Below are 18,434 nucleotides of genomic sequence, written 5' to 3' on the forward strand. Positions count from 1 at the left end.
CCCTCAGGCCGGCTTCGCTATCACGACGAACTGGTTCTCCACGCCCCGCAGACAGCGCAGCAGTCCCCGGAAGGAGCCGGCCGCCTCCCAGAGCGCGAAGAACGGCATCAGGGCGACCACGGCGATCGGCTCCCACCACAGGCGGCGGCCGTGGGCCGACACCGAGACGTTGATCTTCAGGCCCTCCCAGTACATCCAGACCGCGTAACCCATGGTCACCGCCCACAGGGGCAGGATCCACGGGGTGACGGGCGAGGTGTTGAGGTCGCCGAGCAGCGCGCCGACCGCGAGGACGACGCCGACGTGCTGGAAGGGGCCGAGCACCCACGTCGTCACGCTGTACATGAGCAGCGCCCGGGAGCGGCGCGGCAGGCTGCGGTTGAAGGCGAGTCCGACCAGGCCCCAGGACCAGCGCTCGCGCTGCTTGAGGAAGTCCCGCATGGTCGAGGGGGACGCGCCGTAGCTGCGGCCGGAGAACCAGTCGCTGCGGCCCTTGTAGCGGCTGGCGAAGACGAGGGCGAGGTGGGCGTCCTCGCAGATGGAGTCGGGGCCGAAGTCCCAGCCGATGGTGGCCTCGATGGACGCGCGCAGCAACAGGAGTTCGCCGTGCAGTCCGGCCAGCGGGGTGCCGCCGCCGGTGAGGACGGCGAAGCGGGCGATGTCGTCGGCGGGGCGGATCGCGTCGGCCAGCCAGGTCAGCCGGTTGACGGCGTTCTCGCGCGGATAGGTCAGCATGCCCTGGGCGAGGTGCTTGCCCTCGGGGCCCGCGCGGCGCTGGGCGTTGATGAAGCGGGCGAGCTGCTCGGCGGTGTCCGGGCCGACCCCGGTGTCGTCGTCCATGTGCAGCACCCATACGTCGTCCAGGGCCTCGCCCTCGGCGATGCGCAGCTCGTGGGCGTAGTGGTTGGCGCGGGCCTTGAAGCGGGTGCCGTTCGGGGTGCGGTAGGCCTTCGGCACGGTGACCACGCGCATCAGGGGGCTGCGCGCGGCCAGGGCGTCGATGCGGGCGGCGGCCTCGCAGCCCTCCTCGGTGAGGATGTCGACGCGCAGGGCGGGGAACCAGCTCGGCAGGAACGCGCAGTACGACAGCACCGACCGCTCGAGGGCCGGGTAGGTGTCATTGCGGCCGATGGTCGGGACGAGCACCACGAGCCGGTCGTGCAGCGCCGGTCCCGCCTCGGTCCAGCCGCGCTGGCGGGCGATCCTGCGGCGGGTCAGCGCGGCACCGGTGACGCCGACGAACGAGCTGACGACGGGCAGCGTCCACAGGACGGTGACCACCCAGCCCATCAGCGTCACCTTCGGCGAGTACAGCGCCGAGGAGAAGGCGTAGGCGAGGGCCGCCGTCACCAGGAAGGGCAGGAAGGCCGGCTTCCAGGCCGCCTGCCGCTTCACCATCCGGGCGGTGCGGCGGGACGGCGGGACGTCCGGGCCCCCGGCCGCCGGGACGTCCGTACTGGTCGCAGGGACGTCCGGGCCGGCCATCGGTACGCCCGGGCCGGTCGCGGAGGTGGTCATGATCACCCACTTGAGTACGCCAAAGAACGACTTGTCACTCAGGGGTGGAAAGCACCCGAAGTGCTAAGCCGAACCTTGCACGAAGAGTGTGCGTTTCGTGAAGATGATTCCCGTCACAGGCATCACACCGTTCCCTCGGGGCTCGTGAGGACCACCAGTCGCTGGGTCGCCCTCGTCATCGCCACATACCGGTCCACCGCGCCCTCGACGCCCTCCCCGAAGTGCTGCGGGTCGACCAGGACCACCAGGTCGAACTCGAGACCCTTCGCGAGGGACGGGGTCAGCGAGCGGACCCGGGGTGTCGCCCTGAACGCCGGGTCGCCGATCACGCAGGCGATGCCCTCGGGGTGGTCCGCGAGCCACGTCTCCAGCAGCGGGGTCAGGTCCGCCGTCCCGCCGTACGTCACCGGGACGCCGGTGCTGCGGATCGACGTGGGGACGTTGGCGTCCGGGAGGGCGGCGCGGATGACCGGCTCGGCCTCCTTCATGATCTCTTCCGGGGTGCGGTAGTTGATGCTCAGGGAGGCCATCCCGACGCGGTCGAGACCCACCCGCGCGAGCCTGTCCTGCCAGGACTCCGTGAAGCCGTGCCGCGCCTGGGCGCGGTCGCCGACGATCGTGAAGCTGCGGGACGGACAGCGCAGCAGCAGCATCTGCCACTCCGCGTCGGTCAGTTCCTGCGCCTCGTCGACGACGACGTGCGCGAACGGGCCGGCGAGCAGGTCGGGGTCGCTCACCTGGAGCGCGCTCTCGTCCACCAGGGCGTGGTGGAAGTCCTCCCCCTTGAGCATCGTCACCAGACCCATGCCGTACTCGTCGTCGGCGACCGCGCTCAGGTTCTCCACGACCGCGGCCATGCGCTCGCGCTCGGCGGCGAGGGTGGCCTCGTTCCGGCGCTTGCGGAGCGAGGCGCGAGGGTCGCCGAGCCGTTGCCGGGCCGCGTCCAGGAGCGGCAGGTCGGACACCGTCCAGGCCTGACCGTCGGCGCGCTGGAGCTTGCGTACCTCGTCGCGGTCCAGCCAGGGAGCGCACATCCGCAGATAGGCGGGGACCGTCCACAGGTCCGAGACCAGGTCGGCGGCCTCCAGCAGCGGCCACGCCCGGTTGAACGCGGTGAGCAACTCCCGGTTCTGGCGCAGGGACTTGCGGAGCAGCGCCTCCGGGGCGTCGCCCTCGTGCTTGTCGACGAGGATGGTGAGCAGCTCGTTCCAGACCTGGTCGCGGGCGTCGTTGTGCGGGGCGCCCTCCGCCGCGTCGAACGCCTCGGCCCAGTCGGCGGCGGTGAGCGGGATGTCGGACCAGTGGGTGGTGACGGTCATGCCCTCGGTGGGCGGCTCCTCGTAGAAGCGGACGGCCTTCTCGATGCCCTTCACGAGGTCCGCCGACGACTTGAGGCGGGCCACCTCCGGGTCGGTCTCGACCCCGGCCGTGGCTCCCTCGGCCACGAAGTCCCGCAGGACGCAGGTCTGCACGCCCTCCTCGCCGAGGCTGGGCAGCACGTCGGAGACGTAGGCCAGGTACGGGCGGTGCGGGCCGACGAACAGGACGCCGCCGCGCCGGTGACCGAGGCGCGGGTCGGAGTGCAGGAGGTAGGCGGAGCGGTGCAGGGCGACGACGGTCTTGCCGGTGCCGGGGCCGCCGTCGACGACCAGCGCGCCGCGGGATCCCGCGCGGATGATGGCGTCCTGGTCGGCCTGGATGGTGCCGAGGACGTCCCGCATCCGTTCCGAGCGGTCGGTGCCGAGGCCGGCGATGAAGGCGGACTGGTCGTCGAGCGAGGCGTGGTGCCCGGCGAACCCCTCGGGCGCGAAGACCTCGTCCCAGTAGTCGCCGATCCGGCCGCCCTGCCAGCGGTAGCGGCGGCGGCTGGCCAGTCCCATCGGGTTGGCGTGGGTGGCCCCGAAGAACGGTTCCGCCGCGGGGGAACGCCAGTCGACGAGCAGCCGCCGTCCGGCGCTGTCGGTGAGTCCGAGCCGGCCGACGTACACGGGCTCGGAGTCGTCGGCCGCGACCATGTGGCCGAGGCACAGGTCCAGGCCGAAGCGGCGCAGGGTGCGCAGCCGGGCGCTGAGACGGTGGATCTCGGTGTCCCGGTCCATGGCCTCCTGGCCGATGCCGCCGGGCGCACTCAGGGTGGCGGCGAGGGTGTCGGACAGTTCGGCGATCGTCTGCTCCAGGCACGCCGCGATGGCCGCGAAGTGCCGTTCGTCGGCGGCGATCAGCGCCGGGTCGGCCTTCGCGGAGAGACGGTCGGAAAGGTCGAACACGCTGGTGGGCAGGGCATTCAAGTCAGCAGCTCCGGGGTGGGGTGGGCGGCCGTGGGGCCTACGGCCGGTAAGTGTGCGCCTTCACGGGGGCCTTGCCGCAAGTCCCCGGGTGCGCTATAGGTTGAACATGGCAGGAGGTATATACCTCGCTGCCCTTTCTTTTGGCCGGGGGCCATCCGGAAGCTCTTCGAAACATTCGAAGAGAGATCACCCTCAAAGTGCGGGCATTCTTGCCGATCTTCCGAAAGATTTCGCGGGTTTCCTCAGGTGAGAGGGATACCGAATCGTTCGAAACATCTGCCGAAACTGTTGACGGTTGACAGGAGCGCGCCAAAACTACCGGGCATGAATCCGACACCCGCACACCTCACCCGCCGCAGCGTCTGCGGTCTGTTCCTGGCGACCGGAACGGCCCTCGCACTGCCCGGTACCGCCGAGGCCGCCACGGTCATCACCACGAACCAGACCGGGACCAACAACGGGTACTACTACTCGTTCTGGACCGACGCCCAGGGCACGGTCTCCATGACCCTCAACTCCGGCGGCAACTACAGCACTTCCTGGCGCAACACCGGCAACTTCGTGGCCGGCAAGGGTTGGAGCAACGGCTCGCGCAGGACGGTCAGCTACTCCGGCAGCTTCAGCCCGTCCGGCAACGCCTACCTCGCCCTGTACGGCTGGACGTCGAACCCGCTCGTCGAGTACTACGTCGTCGACAACTGGGGCACCTACCGGCCCACCGGAACGTACAAGGGCACCGTCACCAGCGACGGCGGGACGTACGACATCTACCAGACCACCCGCTACAACGCCCCGTCCGTGGAAGGCACCAAGACCTTCAACCAGTACTGGAGCGTCCGGCAGTCCAGGCGGACCGGCGGCTCCATCACCACCGGCAACCACTTCGACGCCTGGGCCCGCGCCGGTATGCCGATGGGTAGCTTCAAGTACTACATGATCCTCGCGACCGAGGGTTACCAGAGCAGCGGCAGCTCGAACATCACGGTGGCGTGATGAGGGCCCGGGCGCACCTCCCGTTACTGGCCGCCGCCGCCCTGGCCGCCGCCGGCACGCTCACCGCTCCCGCCACCGCCGCCCCTGCCGCCCCCGCGCAGGCCGCCGCCTGTTCCGGATACGTCGGACTCACCTTCGACGACGGCCCGGGCAGCGGCACCACCACCCTGCTCAACTCCCTGAAGCAGTACGGCCTCAGGGCCACCATGTTCAACACGGGTCAGAACGCCGCCGCCAACCCGGCGCTCGTCAGGGCCCAGGTCAGCGCCGGGATGTGGGTCGGAAACCACAGCTACACGCACCCGCACCTGACCCAGCAGAGCCAGGCCGCCGTCGACTCGGAGATCTCCCGCACCCAGCAGGCGATCGCGAACGCCGGTGGCGGCACACCGAGGCTGTTCCGGCCGCCGTACGGCGAGACCAACGCGACGGTGAAGGCCGTGGAGGCCAAGTACGGGCTGACCGAGGTCATCTGGCAGGTCGACTCGCAGGACTGGAACAACGCCAGTACCGACGCGATCGTCGCCGCGGTCGGCCGGCTCACCAACGGGCAGGTCATCCTCATGCACGACTGGCCCGCCAACACCCGCGCGGCGATCCCGCGCATCGCCCAGACGCTGGCCGCCAAGGGGCTGTGCTCCGGCATGATCTCGCCCCAGACCGGCCGCGCGGTGGCGCCGGGCTGACCCACGGCCCCGGCGACCCCGCCTCGGCGCGGCGGTCGTACTCCTTCCCCCCTTGGACCGCCGCGCCGAACGCGGATCCGCGGACACCTCTCCGGCCAGGGCTCCCTTCGGCTGTCAATGTCGCGATTTCGCCACAGGGTCCACACATTGGCGCGATCATGAGCCGCACGAGAGACGATCACGTTCCGGCAACACGCAGCCAGCGCAGCCTGCTTGACGTGCCGTCACACGCCTCCCGGAGGGAAACGCAGTCATGGCCACTCCCCTGTCCGCAGCAAAAATGCTCGCCGCCCTGAAGGCCGAGGGCCTCACCGTGCACGAGCACGCCGGCTGGAAGACCCACAACCGCGACGCCGAGTCCGGGAAGAAGTTCGGTCCCGTCGTCGGGGTGCTGATCCACCACACCGGCGGGCACGGCGACAAGGAGCTCTGCTTCAACGGCAGATCCGATCTGCCCGGGCCGCTGTGCCATGCCTGGCTCGGCAAGACCGCGGGACTGTGGATGATCGGCAACGGCCGTACCAACCACGCCGGTTACGCCGACATCGATGTCCTCAACGCGCTCCGCGACGAGAAGCCGCTCCCCCACGACGACTCGGCCAAGGCCGACGGCAACGACTGTCTGTACGGCCTGGAGATCGAGAACCTCGGCAAGGGCAACGACCCCTACCCGCAGGCGCAGTACCGGCAGGCCGTGCTGTGGGCGGCGGCGATCTGCCGGGCGCACGGCTGGAGCGAGAAGTCCGTCGCCGGGCACAAGGAGTGCCAGCCGGGCAAGATCGACCCGAGCTTCGACATGGACGACTTCCGGGCCGACGTGAAGAAGCAGCTGGCGGCCGGGGCCGGCAAGCCGCAGCCGTCGAAGCCCGCGGGCAAGCCCCGCGTCGACCTGTCCCGGCTGGTGACGGCCGCGAAGAGCGACCCCGGCGCCAAGCAGGGCCACGTCAGCTACATGGCCGGCACCAACCTCACCGAGGCGGCCCTCGTCGAACTCGGCTACCTCTCCCGCACCTACGCGGGCGACGGCTCCTTCGGCACCACGACCGTCGCCGCCTACGCCAAGTGGCAGAAGCACCTGGGCTACACGGGCGCCGACGCCAACGGCATCCCCGGCAAGACCTCGCTGTCGAAGCTGGGCGAGAAGACCGGGCTCTTCACCGTCGTGGCCTGACCCGCCGCCGGGCCGGCCCGCCACCGAGTTGCGGGCCGGCCCGGACCCTGAGGTACTGGCTGTATCTCCCGAACCGTCGCGGAGTCCTGTCTACGAGGACCGCGGGGAGAGGAGGCACGGCATGGCCAGACATCTGGTGGTCTGCTGCGACGGGACCTGGAATCGCGCCGACCAGTCGCACAAGACCAATGTGGCCAAAGTGGCCCTGGCGGTACGGCGACGCACCGCCGTCGGCACGGAACAGCGGGTGTACTACCACAGCGGGGTCGGCGCCCAGCGGCCGGAACGGCTGCGCGGCGGCGCGTTCGGACTCGGCCTGTCGCGGAACGTGCTCGACGCCTACCGCTTCCTCATCCAGACCTACGAACCCGGCGACAGCCTCTACCTGTTCGGGTTCAGCCGGGGCGCGTTCACCGCGCGCAGCCTGGCGGGTCTGGTGCGCAACTGCGGCATCCTGCGCCGGGAGCAGGCCGACCGGATCGACGAGGCGTGGGCGCTGTACCGCAGCCGTACCAAGCAGCCGACCAGCGTGGCGGCCACCCTGTTCCGCCAGGCCTACGCCCACGAGACGGAGATCCGCTTCGTCGGCGTCTGGGACACGGTCGGCTCCCTCGGCATCCCGGTCCCGGCCCCCTGGTTCCTGCGCCCGCTCGTCAACCGCTTCAACAAGCGCTGGGCCTTCCACGACACCGACCTCAGCACCTGGGTCAACGGCGCCTTCCACGCCCTGGCCGTCGACGAACAGCGCTCCGCGTTCCCGCCGACGCTCTGGCACCAGCAGAAGGGCGCCGCCGAGCAGGGCCAGGAGCTGCGGCAGGTCTGGTTCGCCGGGGTGCACACCGACGTCGGAGGCGGCGAGGCGGACTCGGGGCTGTCCGACCTCACCCTGCTGTGGATGGTCGGCCACGCCGCCCGCTACGGCCTCGAGTTCGACACCCGGGTCCTCAGCGAGAAGGGGCCCGACGAGATGAAGCCGGACAGGAGCGCCGACTTCGCCGTACGACCGGACCCGCTGGGCCCGCGGCACTACTCGCGGGTGAAGTTCTACAAGGTGTTCCGGGTTCTGGACCGGCCCATCGGAGTGGCGGAGGAACCGAGGGACCCGAAGAAGCCGAGGACGCCCGAGGACCATGTCCTCGACGGCTGCGAGTACCTGTCCGACTCCGTCCTCGCGCGGTACGAGCAGCTGAGCGACTACCGCCCGCCGGCGCTCGCCGAGTACCTGAGGATCTTCGGGGACACCCGGCGCGTCGACCACGCGCCGCTGCGGGTGGACGAACCCCCGTACAGTGCGCCCGTGCCGACCCTGGAGCCCTGCCCCGCCTGCGACGGGCCGTTGACGTCCGGCGGCATGCTCCTGGTGCACCGCGAGGACGACGGCCTGCGCGCCTGCCGCACACTGTGGCGCTGCGCCGAGCGGCACCTGTGGTGGCGCTGGGCCGACCGCCCCGGAAAGCCCCTGGAGGAGTGTCCGTATCCGCAGGTGTTCCGGGGCTGAGCCCCGCCGGGGGTCTCCGAGCGGGCTCCGGGCTTCGGCCTACGCCCGCTCGAGCCGGGCCACCGGACGCCGTTCCTCGCGCCTGCCGAGCGCGGAGAGCGTCAGGGTCACGGCGATCGACGCGGTCGCCATGAGTGTCATCGCCGTGGCCGGGGAGGTCAGTTGGGCCAGGGAGCCGGCGAGGACCGCGCCGATGCCCTGGAAGGCGACCATGCCGGTGGCGTGCAACCCGAGGGACTGACCGGCGAGTTCGTCCGGTGTCAGGGACATCAGCCGTTCCTGGAGGACCAGCGAGGCGGCGAACCCGACCGAGGCCACCGTCGCGGCCAGGACAGACAGCGCGATGCCGGGCCGTAGGAAGAAGAACAGGTACGGCACCGCGAGCAGCAGCCGCAGCGGGGTGGCGAGGCGGGGCCGCAGCGCGGGCGGCACCAGGCGGCCCACCGCCAGGTCGCCCACGAACATGCCCAGCGCCCCGCACGCGTACATCGTGCCCGCGGCCGAGGGGGCGTAGGAGACGTAGAGCGAATCGCTGCCCACGATCAGGCCGTTGGGGACCCACAGGCCGAGGAGGACCAGGCGGCGGGGGCACGAGGACCACAGCAGGGCGTTGGTGCGCCAGGTCGCGGAGAGGGACGGGCGGCCCGTGGAGCGCGGCGGGCGGGCGGTGAGGCCGAGGCGGGTGACGGCGGCCGACAGCAGGTAGCAGGCCGCCGTGAGGAGCAGACACGCGCGCGGGGACAGGAGGGCGAGGAGGGCGCCGCCGGTCGCGAAGCCGGTGATCTGGATCAGGCCCCAGAGCATGTTGAAGACCGATCGGCCAAGGACGTAACCGCCCTTGGGGAGGATCTCGTTCATCAGGCCCCCGCGCACTCCCCCGCCCAGCGACGCGACGAGCCCCTGGAGGAGCAGCACGACGAAGACCGCCCAGATCGGCAGGCCGGGCAGGGCAAGGACCGCCGTGGCCGCCGCGAAGGCGAGCGGGACGACGGTCAGGATGGCCCGCGGGGGCAGCCGGTCGGCGCCCGAGAGCAGGAACGCGGCTCCCAGTAACTGCGCGAGCTGCGGCCCGAACATGCTCACCGCCGACAGGAACGGGGAGCCGGTGGCCCGGTAGACGAGTGTGCCGAGGGCCAGGCCGCCGACGGTCTGGGCGGCCGCGTAGGAGGCGAAGGAGAGGAGGAAGGGGGAGTACTCCGGGGTGCGGAAGAGCTCGCGGTAGCTGCGCATGCGGAGGAGTGTCGTCAGCGGTCGCCGGGTGACGGTTAGTCTTTCGCGCGTCCGCGAAACGACCGGGGGGTTCATGGGCTGGTGGCAGGTCGACGGGGACACCCTGGTCCGCAGCCGGTTCGTGGTCTGCCCGTTCACCGAAACCTTCGCCGCGCTGCGACTGCTGAACACCGGCACCGGGGCGCACCCGGGCGAGGACGCCTGGCTCCGCGCCCACCTGCCCGCCTACCGCGCCCGGCTCGCGGCCGACCCGGTGACCGCGCTGCTGGTGCGCTCCGGGATGGGCACGTCCTGGATCGCCGACTTCCTGGCACCCCTGCCACGCGACGGGACACCCCTGGAGGACACCCTGGCCCGCATCCGGGCGACCGACCCCGCCGTGGCACGGGCCGACGTCCGGGTCTCGCTGCGCGGCCCGCTCCCGGCCGCCCTGGAGCGCGACGACCTCCCCGAGCGGGCGGCCGCGCTCCTCGCCCACGTCTGGACGGCGACCGTACGGCCGTACTGGGACCGTCGGCGCCGGATCCTGGAGGCGGACGTGGTCGCCCGGACCGCGCAGGTGAGCCAGGGCGGCTGGGCGGCGGTCATCGACTCCCTGCTGCCGGGGCAGACCCGCTGGCTCGGCGGCAACCGGCTCCAGGTGAACCGGCACGAACGCCCGCCGCGTGACATCCGGGGCGCGGAGCTCGTCTTCGTCCCGGTCACCGCCGGGCGCGGCTGGGCGACGTGGGAGGAGCCGAGGCGGTACGCCCTGGTCTACGGCTGCACGGGCGCCCTCGCCGACCCAGGCGCCCGGAGCGTGCCCGAGAGTCTCGGCACGCTGCTCGGCGCCGGGCGGGCCCGGGTGCTCGTCCTGCTGGACGCCCCGCTCAGCACCAGCCAGCTCGTCGCGGTGACCGGTCAGGCGCTGGGGTCGGTCGGGCGGCATCTGCGGGTGCTGCTGGACGCGGGGCTCGTGGAGCGGCGGCGGGCGGGGCGGTCGGTGCTGTACGTGCGGACGGCGGCGGGGGAGGTGCTGGTGGAGGCGTCGGGGGCCGCCCGGGTCGTGGCGGGGCCGTCGGGGGCCGTCGGGGCCGGAGCCGGGGATTCACCGGGCGGAGTTAGGCTCCGCTCATGACTACTTCTTCCTCTCCCCTGGGTGTCGAGATCGGCGCCCTCACCGGTGGTTCCGCCGACCTCTCGCAGTACGCCGGCAAGGCCGTCCTCGTCGTGAACGTGGCGTCCAAGTGCGGGCTGACCCCGCAGTACAACGGCCTGGAGAAGCTCCAGGAGCGGTACGCGGAGCGGGGCTTCACGGTGCTCGGCGTGCCGTGCAACCAGTTCCTCGGGCAGGAGCCCGGCAGCGCCGAGGAGATCGCGGAGTTCTGCTCGGCGACGTACGGCGTGACCTTCCCGCTGACCGAGAAGGTCGAGGTGAACGGGGAGGGGCGGCACGCGCTGTACGAGCGGCTGGTGGGCTTCGCCGACGCGGAGGGTCACACCGGGGACATCCGCTGGAACTTCGAGAAGTTCCTGATCGGACGGGACGGGGAGGTCGTGGCCCGCTTCTCGCCGCAGACGGAGCCGGAGTCGGACGAGGTCGTGGCCGCGGTGGAGGGGGCGCTGGCGTAGTCGGCAAGTGGGTGCAGTCAGGTGTTCCTGGCCGTACCCACGCTCCTGCACGCGCCGAGCCCCCTCGGCTAGGACGGCGATCTGGTCGAGAGGGCTCTGTGGTGGTGCTTGTGCAGTTGTAGAGGGGTGGCGTGGTGTCACACCTTGACCGAGGCCACGAAGGCACTCCACGCCTCGGCGGGGAAGGCCAGCTTGGGCCCCTCGGGGATCTTGGTGTCGCCGAGTTCGAGTGCTTCCTCCTCGGTCGACCTCACCATCAGACACGCCCCGTTGGCGTTGGTGTAGGTGGAGGTCGTCCATGTGTCCAGGGTGCCCAGACGAATTGCCATATCCGCTCCGTAGCCAGATGCGCAGTGTTCGGATTACGCCAACCTTTACTGATCGTTGGCGTGATCGACGCTACTCGCCGACTTCCTCTTTCGGAGCAGCCATTCACTCTTCTGGTGGCATATTCCAGGGGAGTCTTCCAGCCGGGCCTGCCCGGGGTGTACTATCCGGCCCGCCCTGTCGGGAAGAGGCTCAACGGGCGTACTCCCGGGCGTACTCCTTGGCGAGGTCCTCGATCAGCTGACGCGACTGGTCGACGTTGAGCGCCTGGGCCCTCAAGTGCTCGTACATCACGGTGTACTTCTGCACGTCGTGCGCCTTCTCCAGGTACAGGTCGCTGGTGACGCCCTCGATGTAGACGACGCTGGAGTCGGCCGCGTCCGAGAACTCCAGGATCGAGTACTGGCCGCTCAGGCCCGGGTGCGCGCCGACGTCGAACGGCAGTACCTGCACGGTGATGTGGGGCTGCTGGGACATCTCGACGAGGTACTCCAGCTGCTCCCGCATGATCTGCCGGCTCCCCACGACCCGGCGCAGACACGCCTCGTCCAGGACCACCCACAGCCGCAGCGGATCGCGCTCGGCGGCGACCCGGCTCTGCCTGCGCAGCCGTACCTCCACCCGCTTGTCGTTCTCCGTCTCCGTGGCCTCCGGCGCGCCGCCGCGCACGATCGCCTCGGCGTACGGCCGGGTCTGCAACAGGCCGGTGATGATCTGGGGTTCGTACACCCTGAGCGACTCGGCGTCGGTCTCCAGGCCGATGTAGACGCTGTACGGGATGTCGCCGAAGGCGTGCCACCAGCCCTGCTGGCGCGAGTCCTTGGCCATCTGCATCAGGGAGTCGACGATCCGCTGGTCCTCGACCTCGTACACCCCGCACAGGTCGCGGACGTCGCGCTGGCTGATGCTGCGGCGGCCGTTCTCGAGCCGGCTGATCTTCGACTGCGACACCAGCAACCGCTCGGCCACCTCTTCGGCCGTCATGCCCTTGAGCTCGCGGAGCCTGCGGAGCTCCTGGCCCAGCCGGCGCCGCCTGACGGTGGGATTGACATTGGACGCCACGGGACGTGCACCTCCGGCTGCGTGCCTCGTTCTTGACTTTGCGTATCTGCTGTTGAGCAGACTGCCACCAAGGTGCTTATTACCGCTGGGAAACGGTGTATATGCGCCGCGTGCACGTCAGTTACGGGCAGCCGGGCCCGAACATGCGGCCGCGCGGGGCGGCGGAACCGTCGACGCCCGCTGTGCGGACGTACGGTTCCGTCGCCCCGCGCGGACCAGCGGCTCCCGAACCGGTCTCTGGGGACTGACGGTGCGGCGCTGTGGTGGTGCGGGTCGTGCGGTGGTGCGGGTCGTGCCGGTGTGGTGCGGGTCGTGCCGTTCCGGTGCCGTGGGACTGCGGCTCAGTGGGCCACGGCGCGCGCCATCGGTCCTCGGCGCGGTTGCATCGGAACACCACGAGCGGGTTCCGGCGCGGGCCTGGCTCCGGGGGCGGCCTGCCGGCCGGCCGGTGCCGGGCTGCGGCGTGGCTGTGCGCCCACGCCGTTCTGGACGTCCATCACGGCGTGCGCGACGAGACCGCCCATGGGGTCGTGCCTGATCAGATCCCGCAGCCGGGAGCGGGACGAGCGTCCCTCGTTGCCCGGGTACAGGTGCTTGCCGAGGCCGACCGCGTGTGCCAGGGCGGCGAGCGCGGCGGTCCGCGGGTCCGGCGGTACGCCGGTGCGGATCGCCGAGTCCAGTCGGGACCTGATCTCCCGGCTGATCTCGTTGTCCGTCGCCTGGTAGCGGGTGGTCGGCAGCACTCCGCACATCTGACCCGCCACGGCATGCACCATGCCGCACCGCTCCAGATGCGAGAGGTAGGTCTGGCGGAGCCCGAGACGCGGCCCGCCGATCCAGTTCACTGCCCGCACGGGAGCGCCACGCCTTCGCAGCAACTCCAACGCGCAGTCCAAAGTCGGATCTCCTGTCGGCCGTGGGGCTACCACGGCGATACGATCCCCGTCTGGGGCTATCCGTCCGGCCAGCGCCAGCTCCACTAGCTGTGCTCCGGCCAGACCGAGGTCGAGCGACTGCGGCTGTGCGGTGGTACCCGTGGCCGGGTCCAACGCCAGCAGCAGAAGCTCCTCCGGAAGTGTTCTGCGGCTCCTGCCCATCCATGCCTCCCCGCGTGGATGAAAGACAGGGTGACCCCTCTCACATTCATCTGTCGAGGGTGCGTGACCTGTTTGTAGTGGAACCAGTAGGTATGTCGTTCTCGTCTACCGGCTGGGGCAGGCCCACACACAGGACACTGGTACATGGTTCGGACAGCGTGGTGTGGCGGTTGCCCGGGCGGCGAATCAACGGTTCGGCAGACGCACGATGACGGATACCGATCACGTGCGGCACATGGAGGAGGCATCGGTGGCGGGCGAGTCCCCCGACAGGTCGAAGCAGCGCGAGTCGTCGGCAGAACCGACGTCGGGGAGCGCGAGTCCGGTTCCCGAGGCGAGGAGTTCGGCACCCGACCCCCGGCTCGCGGTGGCCCGGGAGTCCGTCTCCCTCGGCGGGGTCGACACGGCCACGAGGATCTTCTCGGTCCGCGACCTCCCGAAGACCCCCGAGAAGCCCGAGAAGCCCGAGGAGAGCCCCACAGAGCCGGAACCGGCCCCCACGGCCACCGAGCCCACCGACGGGTCCCCCGAGGCCACGGAGACGCCCTCTGAGGCCGCGGAGCCCACGGACACGGCTGACACGACGGTCGAGAGCGACACGGCGACGGACTTGGACGAGGGGTCAGGGGACGCCGAGGAGGGGTCCGGGGACGCCGAGGACGCCGGTGACGAGGCGGCCGCGGACTCGGACGAGGGTCCCGAGGACTCCGAGGAGGAGCCCGGGGACGCCGCCGACGAGGGTGACGAGGCGACTGCTGAGGGCGACGCGCGTCTTCGGGACGCGGTGGCGGCGTGGGTGTCGAAGACGGACGGGGGCACCCCGGACGCTGAAGCGAAGGGCGAGGCACCGGAGGCTGCATCCGACGAAGGGCAGGATCCCGACGCCGAGAGGCCGGACTCCCCAGGGGCGCGGGGCGGTGCCGAATCTGCGGCTGCCGCCGCGTGGGCGCGACCAGCCCCCACCGACGACCAGACCCCGGACGCTGAAGCGAAGGGCGAGGCACCGGAGGCTGCATCCGACGAAGGGCAGGATCCCGACGCCGAGAAGCCGGACTCCGCAGGGGCGCGGGGAACTGCGCGCCAAGCCCCCACCGACGGCCGGCCGGACGACGACGACCAGACCCCGGACGACGAGGCGAAGGGCGACGCACCAGAGGCGGCAGCCGAGACGGCCGTAGCCGACGAAGAGCCGGTCGTCGATCAGCCGACCGCTGTTTTCAAGGCTCCCCGGCCCCCCGTGGACCAGCCCACCACCATGCTCAAGCTCGGCAAGGCGGCACCCGAGGCCAAGCCTGAGCCCAAGCCGGAGGCCGAGGCCGAGGCCGAGCGGACCAGCAAGTTCGTCGCGCTCAAGCCGCTCGACGAGCCCCGCACCCCCACCCCGCGCCCGAAGGCGGACGAGACCGCCGCCGTCCCCCAGGTCGGCCCCGAGCGCACCACCCAGCAGCCGCTCCCGCCCAAACCCCCGCTGGACCTCCTGGCCGAGCTGACCAACACTCCGCCACCCCCGCCCAGCCCCCTGCGCACCGTCGCCCGCCGCGTCAAGATCTGGACGCCCCTCGTCCTGCTCCTGATCGTCGTGTTCGCGATCGCGCAGTCCGTACGGCCGCTGCCCGACCCCACCCTCAAGCTGACCGCCGAGGAGACGTACACCTTCGACGGCGGCAAGACCGACATCCCCTGGCCCGCCGACGGCCAGGCGGCCCTCGACGTGCAGGGCGTGGGCACCTTCGGCTCCACCGGCGGCCAGAAGCCCCAGCCGATCGCCAGCGTCGCCAAGGTCATGACGGCCTACATCATCCTGCGCGACCACCCGCTCAAGTCCGGCGCCGACGGTCCGAAGATCAAGATCGACCAGGCGGCCCAGGACCAGGTGACGGCCAAGGACGAGTCCACCGTCCCCGTCACCGCGGGCGACAGCATCACCCAGCGCGAGGCGCTCACGGACATCCTGATCGCGTCCGCGAACAACGTGGCCCGACTGCTCGCCCGCTGGGACTCCGGGTCGGAGAAGGCGTTCGTCAGCAAGATGAACGCCACCGCCAAGGACCTCGGCATGACCAACACCACGTACACCGACCCGTCGGGCCTGAACAACACCACGGTGAGCACGGCCGTGGACCAGGTGAAGCTGGCCAGGAAGGCGATGGAGCTGCCCGCGTTCCGCGAGGTCGCGGCCGTGATGTCGTACTTCGACTACAAGGGCAACAAGCACAACAACTACAACCGCCTGGTGGGCTACAACAACGTCGTCGGCATCAAGACCGGCACCACCACCTCGGCCCTCGGCAACCTCGTCTTCGCCGCCAAGAAGGAAGTGAACGGCGAGACCTACCGGATCATCGGCGCCGTGGTGCGCCAGCCCGCCGGCGGTGAGGACAACACGATCCTCGCGGGCGCCCTGGCCGCCGGGAAGCAGCTGATCCTGGCGGCGCAGGACGCGTTGAAGTCCGCCACGATCCTGAAGAAGGGCGACGTCGTCGGGTACGTCGACGACGGGCTCGGCGGGCACACCCCCGTCGTGCTGACCAAGGACGTCACCGCCGTCGGCTGGTCCGGCCTCAAGGTCGAGCTGTCCTTCACCGCCGACGAGGTACCGCACACCGCGAAGGCCGGCACCAAGGTCGGCACCCTCACCGTCGGTGACGGCGACGGAGGCGCGGTCACGGTCCCGGTCACCCTTCAGAAGGATCTGACCGAGCCGGGCTTCGCCGACAAGCTGACCCGCGTCAGCTGACCCGGAAACGGGTCGGACGCGCCTTGTCGGCCCGTCGGCCGGACCCCGTCCGGGTTCCGGCCGACGGGCCGCGTGCTAGCGTCACGAACCGGGGCAGGTCGCCGCTGGGACGCGGCCGGAAATGAAGACGGGACACCACGGGGAGTGCCTTCAGGTGGCCACTGCGGAGCCGACACGCGCCGACGAGACCGACCCGGGCCCGGGTACCGGCCCGCGAATACGGGTGCCCGCGGAGCCCGGGACCGACAGATCGCCTGAGGCCGACGGGGTCGACGAGTCCGGCGGGGCCGACGAGACCAGGGCCGCCGACGAGACCACGGCCGCAGACGGGACCGACGCATCCGGCGCGACCACCGAAGCCGGAGCCGAAGCCGGACCCGGCGAGACCGCGACCGCCGGACCCGTCGAGACCACGACCGCCGACGCAGGCGGGGCCGGGAGCGCCGGAGCCGTGCCCGGCCACCCCCGAACCGGTGGGGCCGGCCGCGCCAGGACCGCCTTCCTCGCGTTGCGCGAGCGGCTGCTGCGGCACCCGGTCCTCTCCCTCACCGCGCTCTCCGGCATCCTCCACATCGTCTGGTTCTTCACGTTCGCGAACAGTGGTGGCGATCTCGCGGCACAGGACGCCTGGGCCGAGTTCGTCGGCCGGCACCCCGACTCGGCGTACAACCTCGCCTGGTACGGCGGCATGCACCCGGTGTCGTACAGCATCGTCTCGCCGTACCTGATGTCGGTCCTCGGCGTCCGTACGACGATGATGCTGGCCGGGACCGTCTCGGCCGGGCTGCTCACCCTGATCCTCATCCGCAGCCGGTCGGTGCGGAACCCGCTGTGGGCCTCGCTGGCGGGCGTCTTCGCCTTCCTGTGCAACGCGGCCTCGGGGAGGGTGACCTTCGGCCTCGGCACCGTCTTCGCGCTCGGCGCGGTCGCCGTCGTCTTCTGCTGGCCGCACCGCTGGCGCCACAAACGCTGGGCCAAGGCCACCTGCGCGGCCACCCTCGCGGCCCTCGCCACGATGGCGTCCCCGGTCGCCGGGCTGTTCGTGGGCCTGGTGGCGGTCGCCCTCTTCCTCCAGAAACGGCGGCCGGGCGCCTGGGCGCTGGGCATCGCGCCCACCGTGGTGGTCGCCGTGTCGGCCTGGCTCTTCCCGTTCTCCGGCACCCAGCCGATGAAGATCGCCTCGGTGCTGCTGCCGCTGGCCTACGGCCTGCTCGTCTACCTCCTCGTGCCGCGCGAGTGGACGACGGTCCGGATCACGGCCGGGGTCTACAGCCTCTCGGTCGTCCTGGTCTGGCTGGTGAGCTCCCAGATCGGCTCGAACATCTCGCGCCTGTCCATGCTGTTCGCGGGGGTGGCCCTGGCGGCCGCGCTGCCGTTCACGGTGCCGCGCACCCGCAAGTGGTACGCCGTCGTCGTCGCCTTCGCCGGCTTCACCGTGTGGATCGGCTTCAAGTCCGTCGACGACGTCGTCCACACGACCCCGACCGCGTCCTGGGCGCGCGAGCTGGCGCCCCTCGTCAACGAGCTCCAGGAAGTCGGCGCCGAGAAGGGCCGCGTCGAGGTCGTACCGGCCGCCTCCCACCGCGAGGCGTCCGCGCTCGCGCCGTACGTCAACCTCGCCCGGGGCTGGAACCGGCAGGCCGACATGGAGCGCAACCCGCTCTTCTACGACGACACCCTCAACTCCGCGAACTACCACGAGTGGCTCCAGCGGTGGGCCGTGCACTTCGTGGTCGTGCCGAAGGACGAGCCGGACGGGGCCGGGGGCGAGCGGGAGCGGGAGCTGGTCCAGCGCGGGATGCCGTATCTGAAGCAGATCTGGGGCGACGCGAACTGGCAGCTGTTCCGGGTGACCGACCCGGCGCCGCTGGCCTCGCCGAACACGGTGGTCGACCGGGCGGCGCAGGGTGAGATGACCATGCGGGTGCGCAAGGCCGGGCGGATCGTGATCCGGATCCCCTACTCGCCGTGGCTGTCGATCGTCGACGCGGACGGCAAGAAGGTGGAGCCGCCGCAGGAGACGGAGGCGTCGAAGGAGCAGGACGCCTCGCCGAAGGTCTTCGAGAACCTCAACGGGTGTCTGATGGAGACGCAGGAGGACGCGGACGGGGACAAGTGGACGATGTTGCTGGCGCCGCGGGCGGGGACGTATCGGTTGGCGGCGCCGTACACGGTGCCTCGTGGGACGCCTTGTCCGGATGAGTTGAAGTAGGACG

Annotated in this window: 14 protein-coding genes; 8 read left to right on the forward strand and 6 right to left on the reverse strand. The window is 71.0% G+C overall.

From position 1 onward, the window contains the following. Positions 1–3 precede the first annotated feature (3 nt). Positions 4–1,518 (reverse strand): glycosyltransferase family 2 protein, encoded by a 1,515-nt coding sequence (locus AC2XR2_RS19650; protein ID WP_491515843.1) that lies wholly within the window; start codon positions 1,516–1,518, stop codon positions 4–6. A 122-nt stretch (positions 1,519–1,640) separates the two neighbouring features. After that, positions 1,641–3,806 (reverse strand): RNA polymerase recycling motor ATPase HelR, encoded by a 2,166-nt coding sequence (gene helR, locus AC2XR2_RS19655; RefSeq protein ID WP_491515844.1) that lies wholly within the window; start codon positions 3,804–3,806, stop codon positions 1,641–1,643. Between the two features lie 324 nt (positions 3,807–4,130). On the opposite strand from helR, the gene AC2XR2_RS19660 reads away from it, so the two are divergent. From AC2XR2_RS19660 to AC2XR2_RS19675, 4 genes are all read left to right on the forward strand, one after another. Then, on the forward strand, positions 4,131–4,799 hold the full coding sequence (locus AC2XR2_RS19660) for a glycoside hydrolase family 11 protein (protein ID WP_381307596.1): 669 nt from the start codon (positions 4,131–4,133) through the stop codon (positions 4,797–4,799). Next, positions 4,799–5,485: a polysaccharide deacetylase family protein gene (locus AC2XR2_RS19665; RefSeq protein WP_491515845.1), complete on the forward strand. Its 687-nt coding sequence runs from the start codon at positions 4,799–4,801 to the stop codon at positions 5,483–5,485. The genes AC2XR2_RS19660 and AC2XR2_RS19665 overlap by 1 nt, the downstream gene beginning before the upstream one ends. 253 nt (positions 5,486–5,738) lie before the next feature. Further along, positions 5,739–6,656, forward strand: coding sequence for a peptidoglycan recognition protein family protein (locus AC2XR2_RS19670; RefSeq protein ID WP_330266247.1), 918 nt, complete (start codon positions 5,739–5,741; stop codon positions 6,654–6,656). A gap of 121 nt (positions 6,657–6,777) precedes the next feature. Continuing rightward, positions 6,778–8,154, forward strand: a complete 1,377-nt coding sequence (locus AC2XR2_RS19675; protein WP_491515846.1) for a T6SS phospholipase effector Tle1-like catalytic domain-containing protein — start codon at positions 6,778–6,780, stop codon at positions 8,152–8,154. Between the two features lie 39 nt (positions 8,155–8,193). Here AC2XR2_RS19675 and AC2XR2_RS19680 read toward each other — a convergent pair whose 3' ends face one another. Next, positions 8,194–9,384: an MFS transporter gene (locus tag AC2XR2_RS19680; protein WP_491515847.1), complete on the reverse strand. Its 1,191-nt coding sequence runs from the start codon at positions 9,382–9,384 to the stop codon at positions 8,194–8,196. A gap of 73 nt (positions 9,385–9,457) precedes the next feature. On the opposite strand from AC2XR2_RS19680, the gene AC2XR2_RS19685 reads away from it, so the two are divergent. Then, positions 9,458–10,501 (forward strand): ArsR/SmtB family transcription factor, encoded by a 1,044-nt coding sequence (locus AC2XR2_RS19685; RefSeq protein WP_330266244.1) that lies wholly within the window; start codon positions 9,458–9,460, stop codon positions 10,499–10,501. Further along, the gene (locus tag AC2XR2_RS19690; protein WP_123761408.1) at positions 10,498–10,995 is read left to right on the forward strand and encodes a glutathione peroxidase; all 498 of its coding nucleotides are present in this window, start codon (positions 10,498–10,500) and stop codon (positions 10,993–10,995) included. The genes AC2XR2_RS19685 and AC2XR2_RS19690 overlap by 4 nt, the downstream gene beginning before the upstream one ends. A gap of 137 nt (positions 10,996–11,132) precedes the next feature. Here the strand turns inward: AC2XR2_RS19690 and AC2XR2_RS19695 are convergent, their stop codons facing one another. The 3 genes from AC2XR2_RS19695 to AC2XR2_RS19705 form a co-directional block, all read right to left on the reverse strand. Then, positions 11,133–11,324, reverse strand: a complete 192-nt coding sequence (locus AC2XR2_RS19695; RefSeq protein WP_007382715.1) for a DUF397 domain-containing protein — start codon at positions 11,322–11,324, stop codon at positions 11,133–11,135. Between the two features lie 190 nt (positions 11,325–11,514). Then, the gene (locus AC2XR2_RS19700) at positions 11,515–12,384 is read right to left on the reverse strand and encodes a helix-turn-helix domain-containing protein (protein WP_123761410.1); all 870 of its coding nucleotides are present in this window, start codon (positions 12,382–12,384) and stop codon (positions 11,515–11,517) included. A 341-nt stretch (positions 12,385–12,725) separates the two neighbouring features. Then, positions 12,726–13,481, reverse strand: coding sequence for a GOLPH3/VPS74 family protein (locus tag AC2XR2_RS19705; RefSeq protein WP_123761411.1), 756 nt, complete (start codon positions 13,479–13,481; stop codon positions 12,726–12,728). Positions 13,482–13,716: 235 nt separating this feature from the next. Between AC2XR2_RS19705 and AC2XR2_RS19710 the strand changes: the two genes are divergently transcribed. Then, positions 13,717–16,218 carry a D-alanyl-D-alanine carboxypeptidase gene (locus tag AC2XR2_RS19710; protein ID WP_491515848.1) on the forward strand — a complete coding sequence of 834 codons (2,502 nt, stop codon included), beginning with the start codon at positions 13,717–13,719 and terminating at the stop codon, positions 16,216–16,218. A gap of 154 nt (positions 16,219–16,372) precedes the next feature. Further along, positions 16,373–18,430, forward strand: a complete 2,058-nt coding sequence (locus tag AC2XR2_RS19715; RefSeq protein WP_491515849.1) for a DUF8823 domain-containing protein — start codon at positions 16,373–16,375, stop codon at positions 18,428–18,430. The last annotated feature ends 4 nt before the right edge of the window (positions 18,431–18,434 follow it).

The sequence above is a fragment of the Streptomyces sp. LS-MS-L19 genome, assembly GCF_058382285.1.

Excerpts from the sequence above, each read along its gene's own strand:
- AC2XR2_RS19650 (WP_491515843.1), bottom strand. The coding sequence starts at position 1,518 with ATGACCACCTCCGCGACCGGCCCGGGCGTACCGATGGCCGGCCCGGAC.
- AC2XR2_RS19660 (WP_381307596.1), top strand. The coding sequence starts at position 4,131 with ATGAATCCGACACCCGCACACCTCACCCGCCGCAGCGTCTGCGGTCTG.
- AC2XR2_RS19665 (WP_491515845.1), top strand. The coding sequence starts at position 4,799 with ATGAGGGCCCGGGCGCACCTCCCGTTACTGGCCGCCGCCGCCCTGGCC.
- AC2XR2_RS19670 (WP_330266247.1), top strand. The coding sequence starts at position 5,739 with ATGGCCACTCCCCTGTCCGCAGCAAAAATGCTCGCCGCCCTGAAGGCC.
- AC2XR2_RS19675 (WP_491515846.1), top strand. The coding sequence starts at position 6,778 with ATGGCCAGACATCTGGTGGTCTGCTGCGACGGGACCTGGAATCGCGCC.
- AC2XR2_RS19680 (WP_491515847.1), bottom strand. The coding sequence starts at position 9,384 with ATGCGCAGCTACCGCGAGCTCTTCCGCACCCCGGAGTACTCCCCCTTC.
- AC2XR2_RS19685 (WP_330266244.1), top strand. The coding sequence starts at position 9,458 with ATGGGCTGGTGGCAGGTCGACGGGGACACCCTGGTCCGCAGCCGGTTC.
- AC2XR2_RS19690 (WP_123761408.1), top strand. The coding sequence starts at position 10,498 with ATGACTACTTCTTCCTCTCCCCTGGGTGTCGAGATCGGCGCCCTCACC.
- AC2XR2_RS19695 (WP_007382715.1), bottom strand. The coding sequence starts at position 11,324 with ATGGCAATTCGTCTGGGCACCCTGGACACATGGACGACCTCCACCTAC.
- AC2XR2_RS19705 (WP_123761411.1), bottom strand. The coding sequence starts at position 13,481 with ATGGGCAGGAGCCGCAGAACACTTCCGGAGGAGCTTCTGCTGCTGGCG.
- AC2XR2_RS19710 (WP_491515848.1), top strand. The coding sequence starts at position 13,717 with ATGGAGGAGGCATCGGTGGCGGGCGAGTCCCCCGACAGGTCGAAGCAG.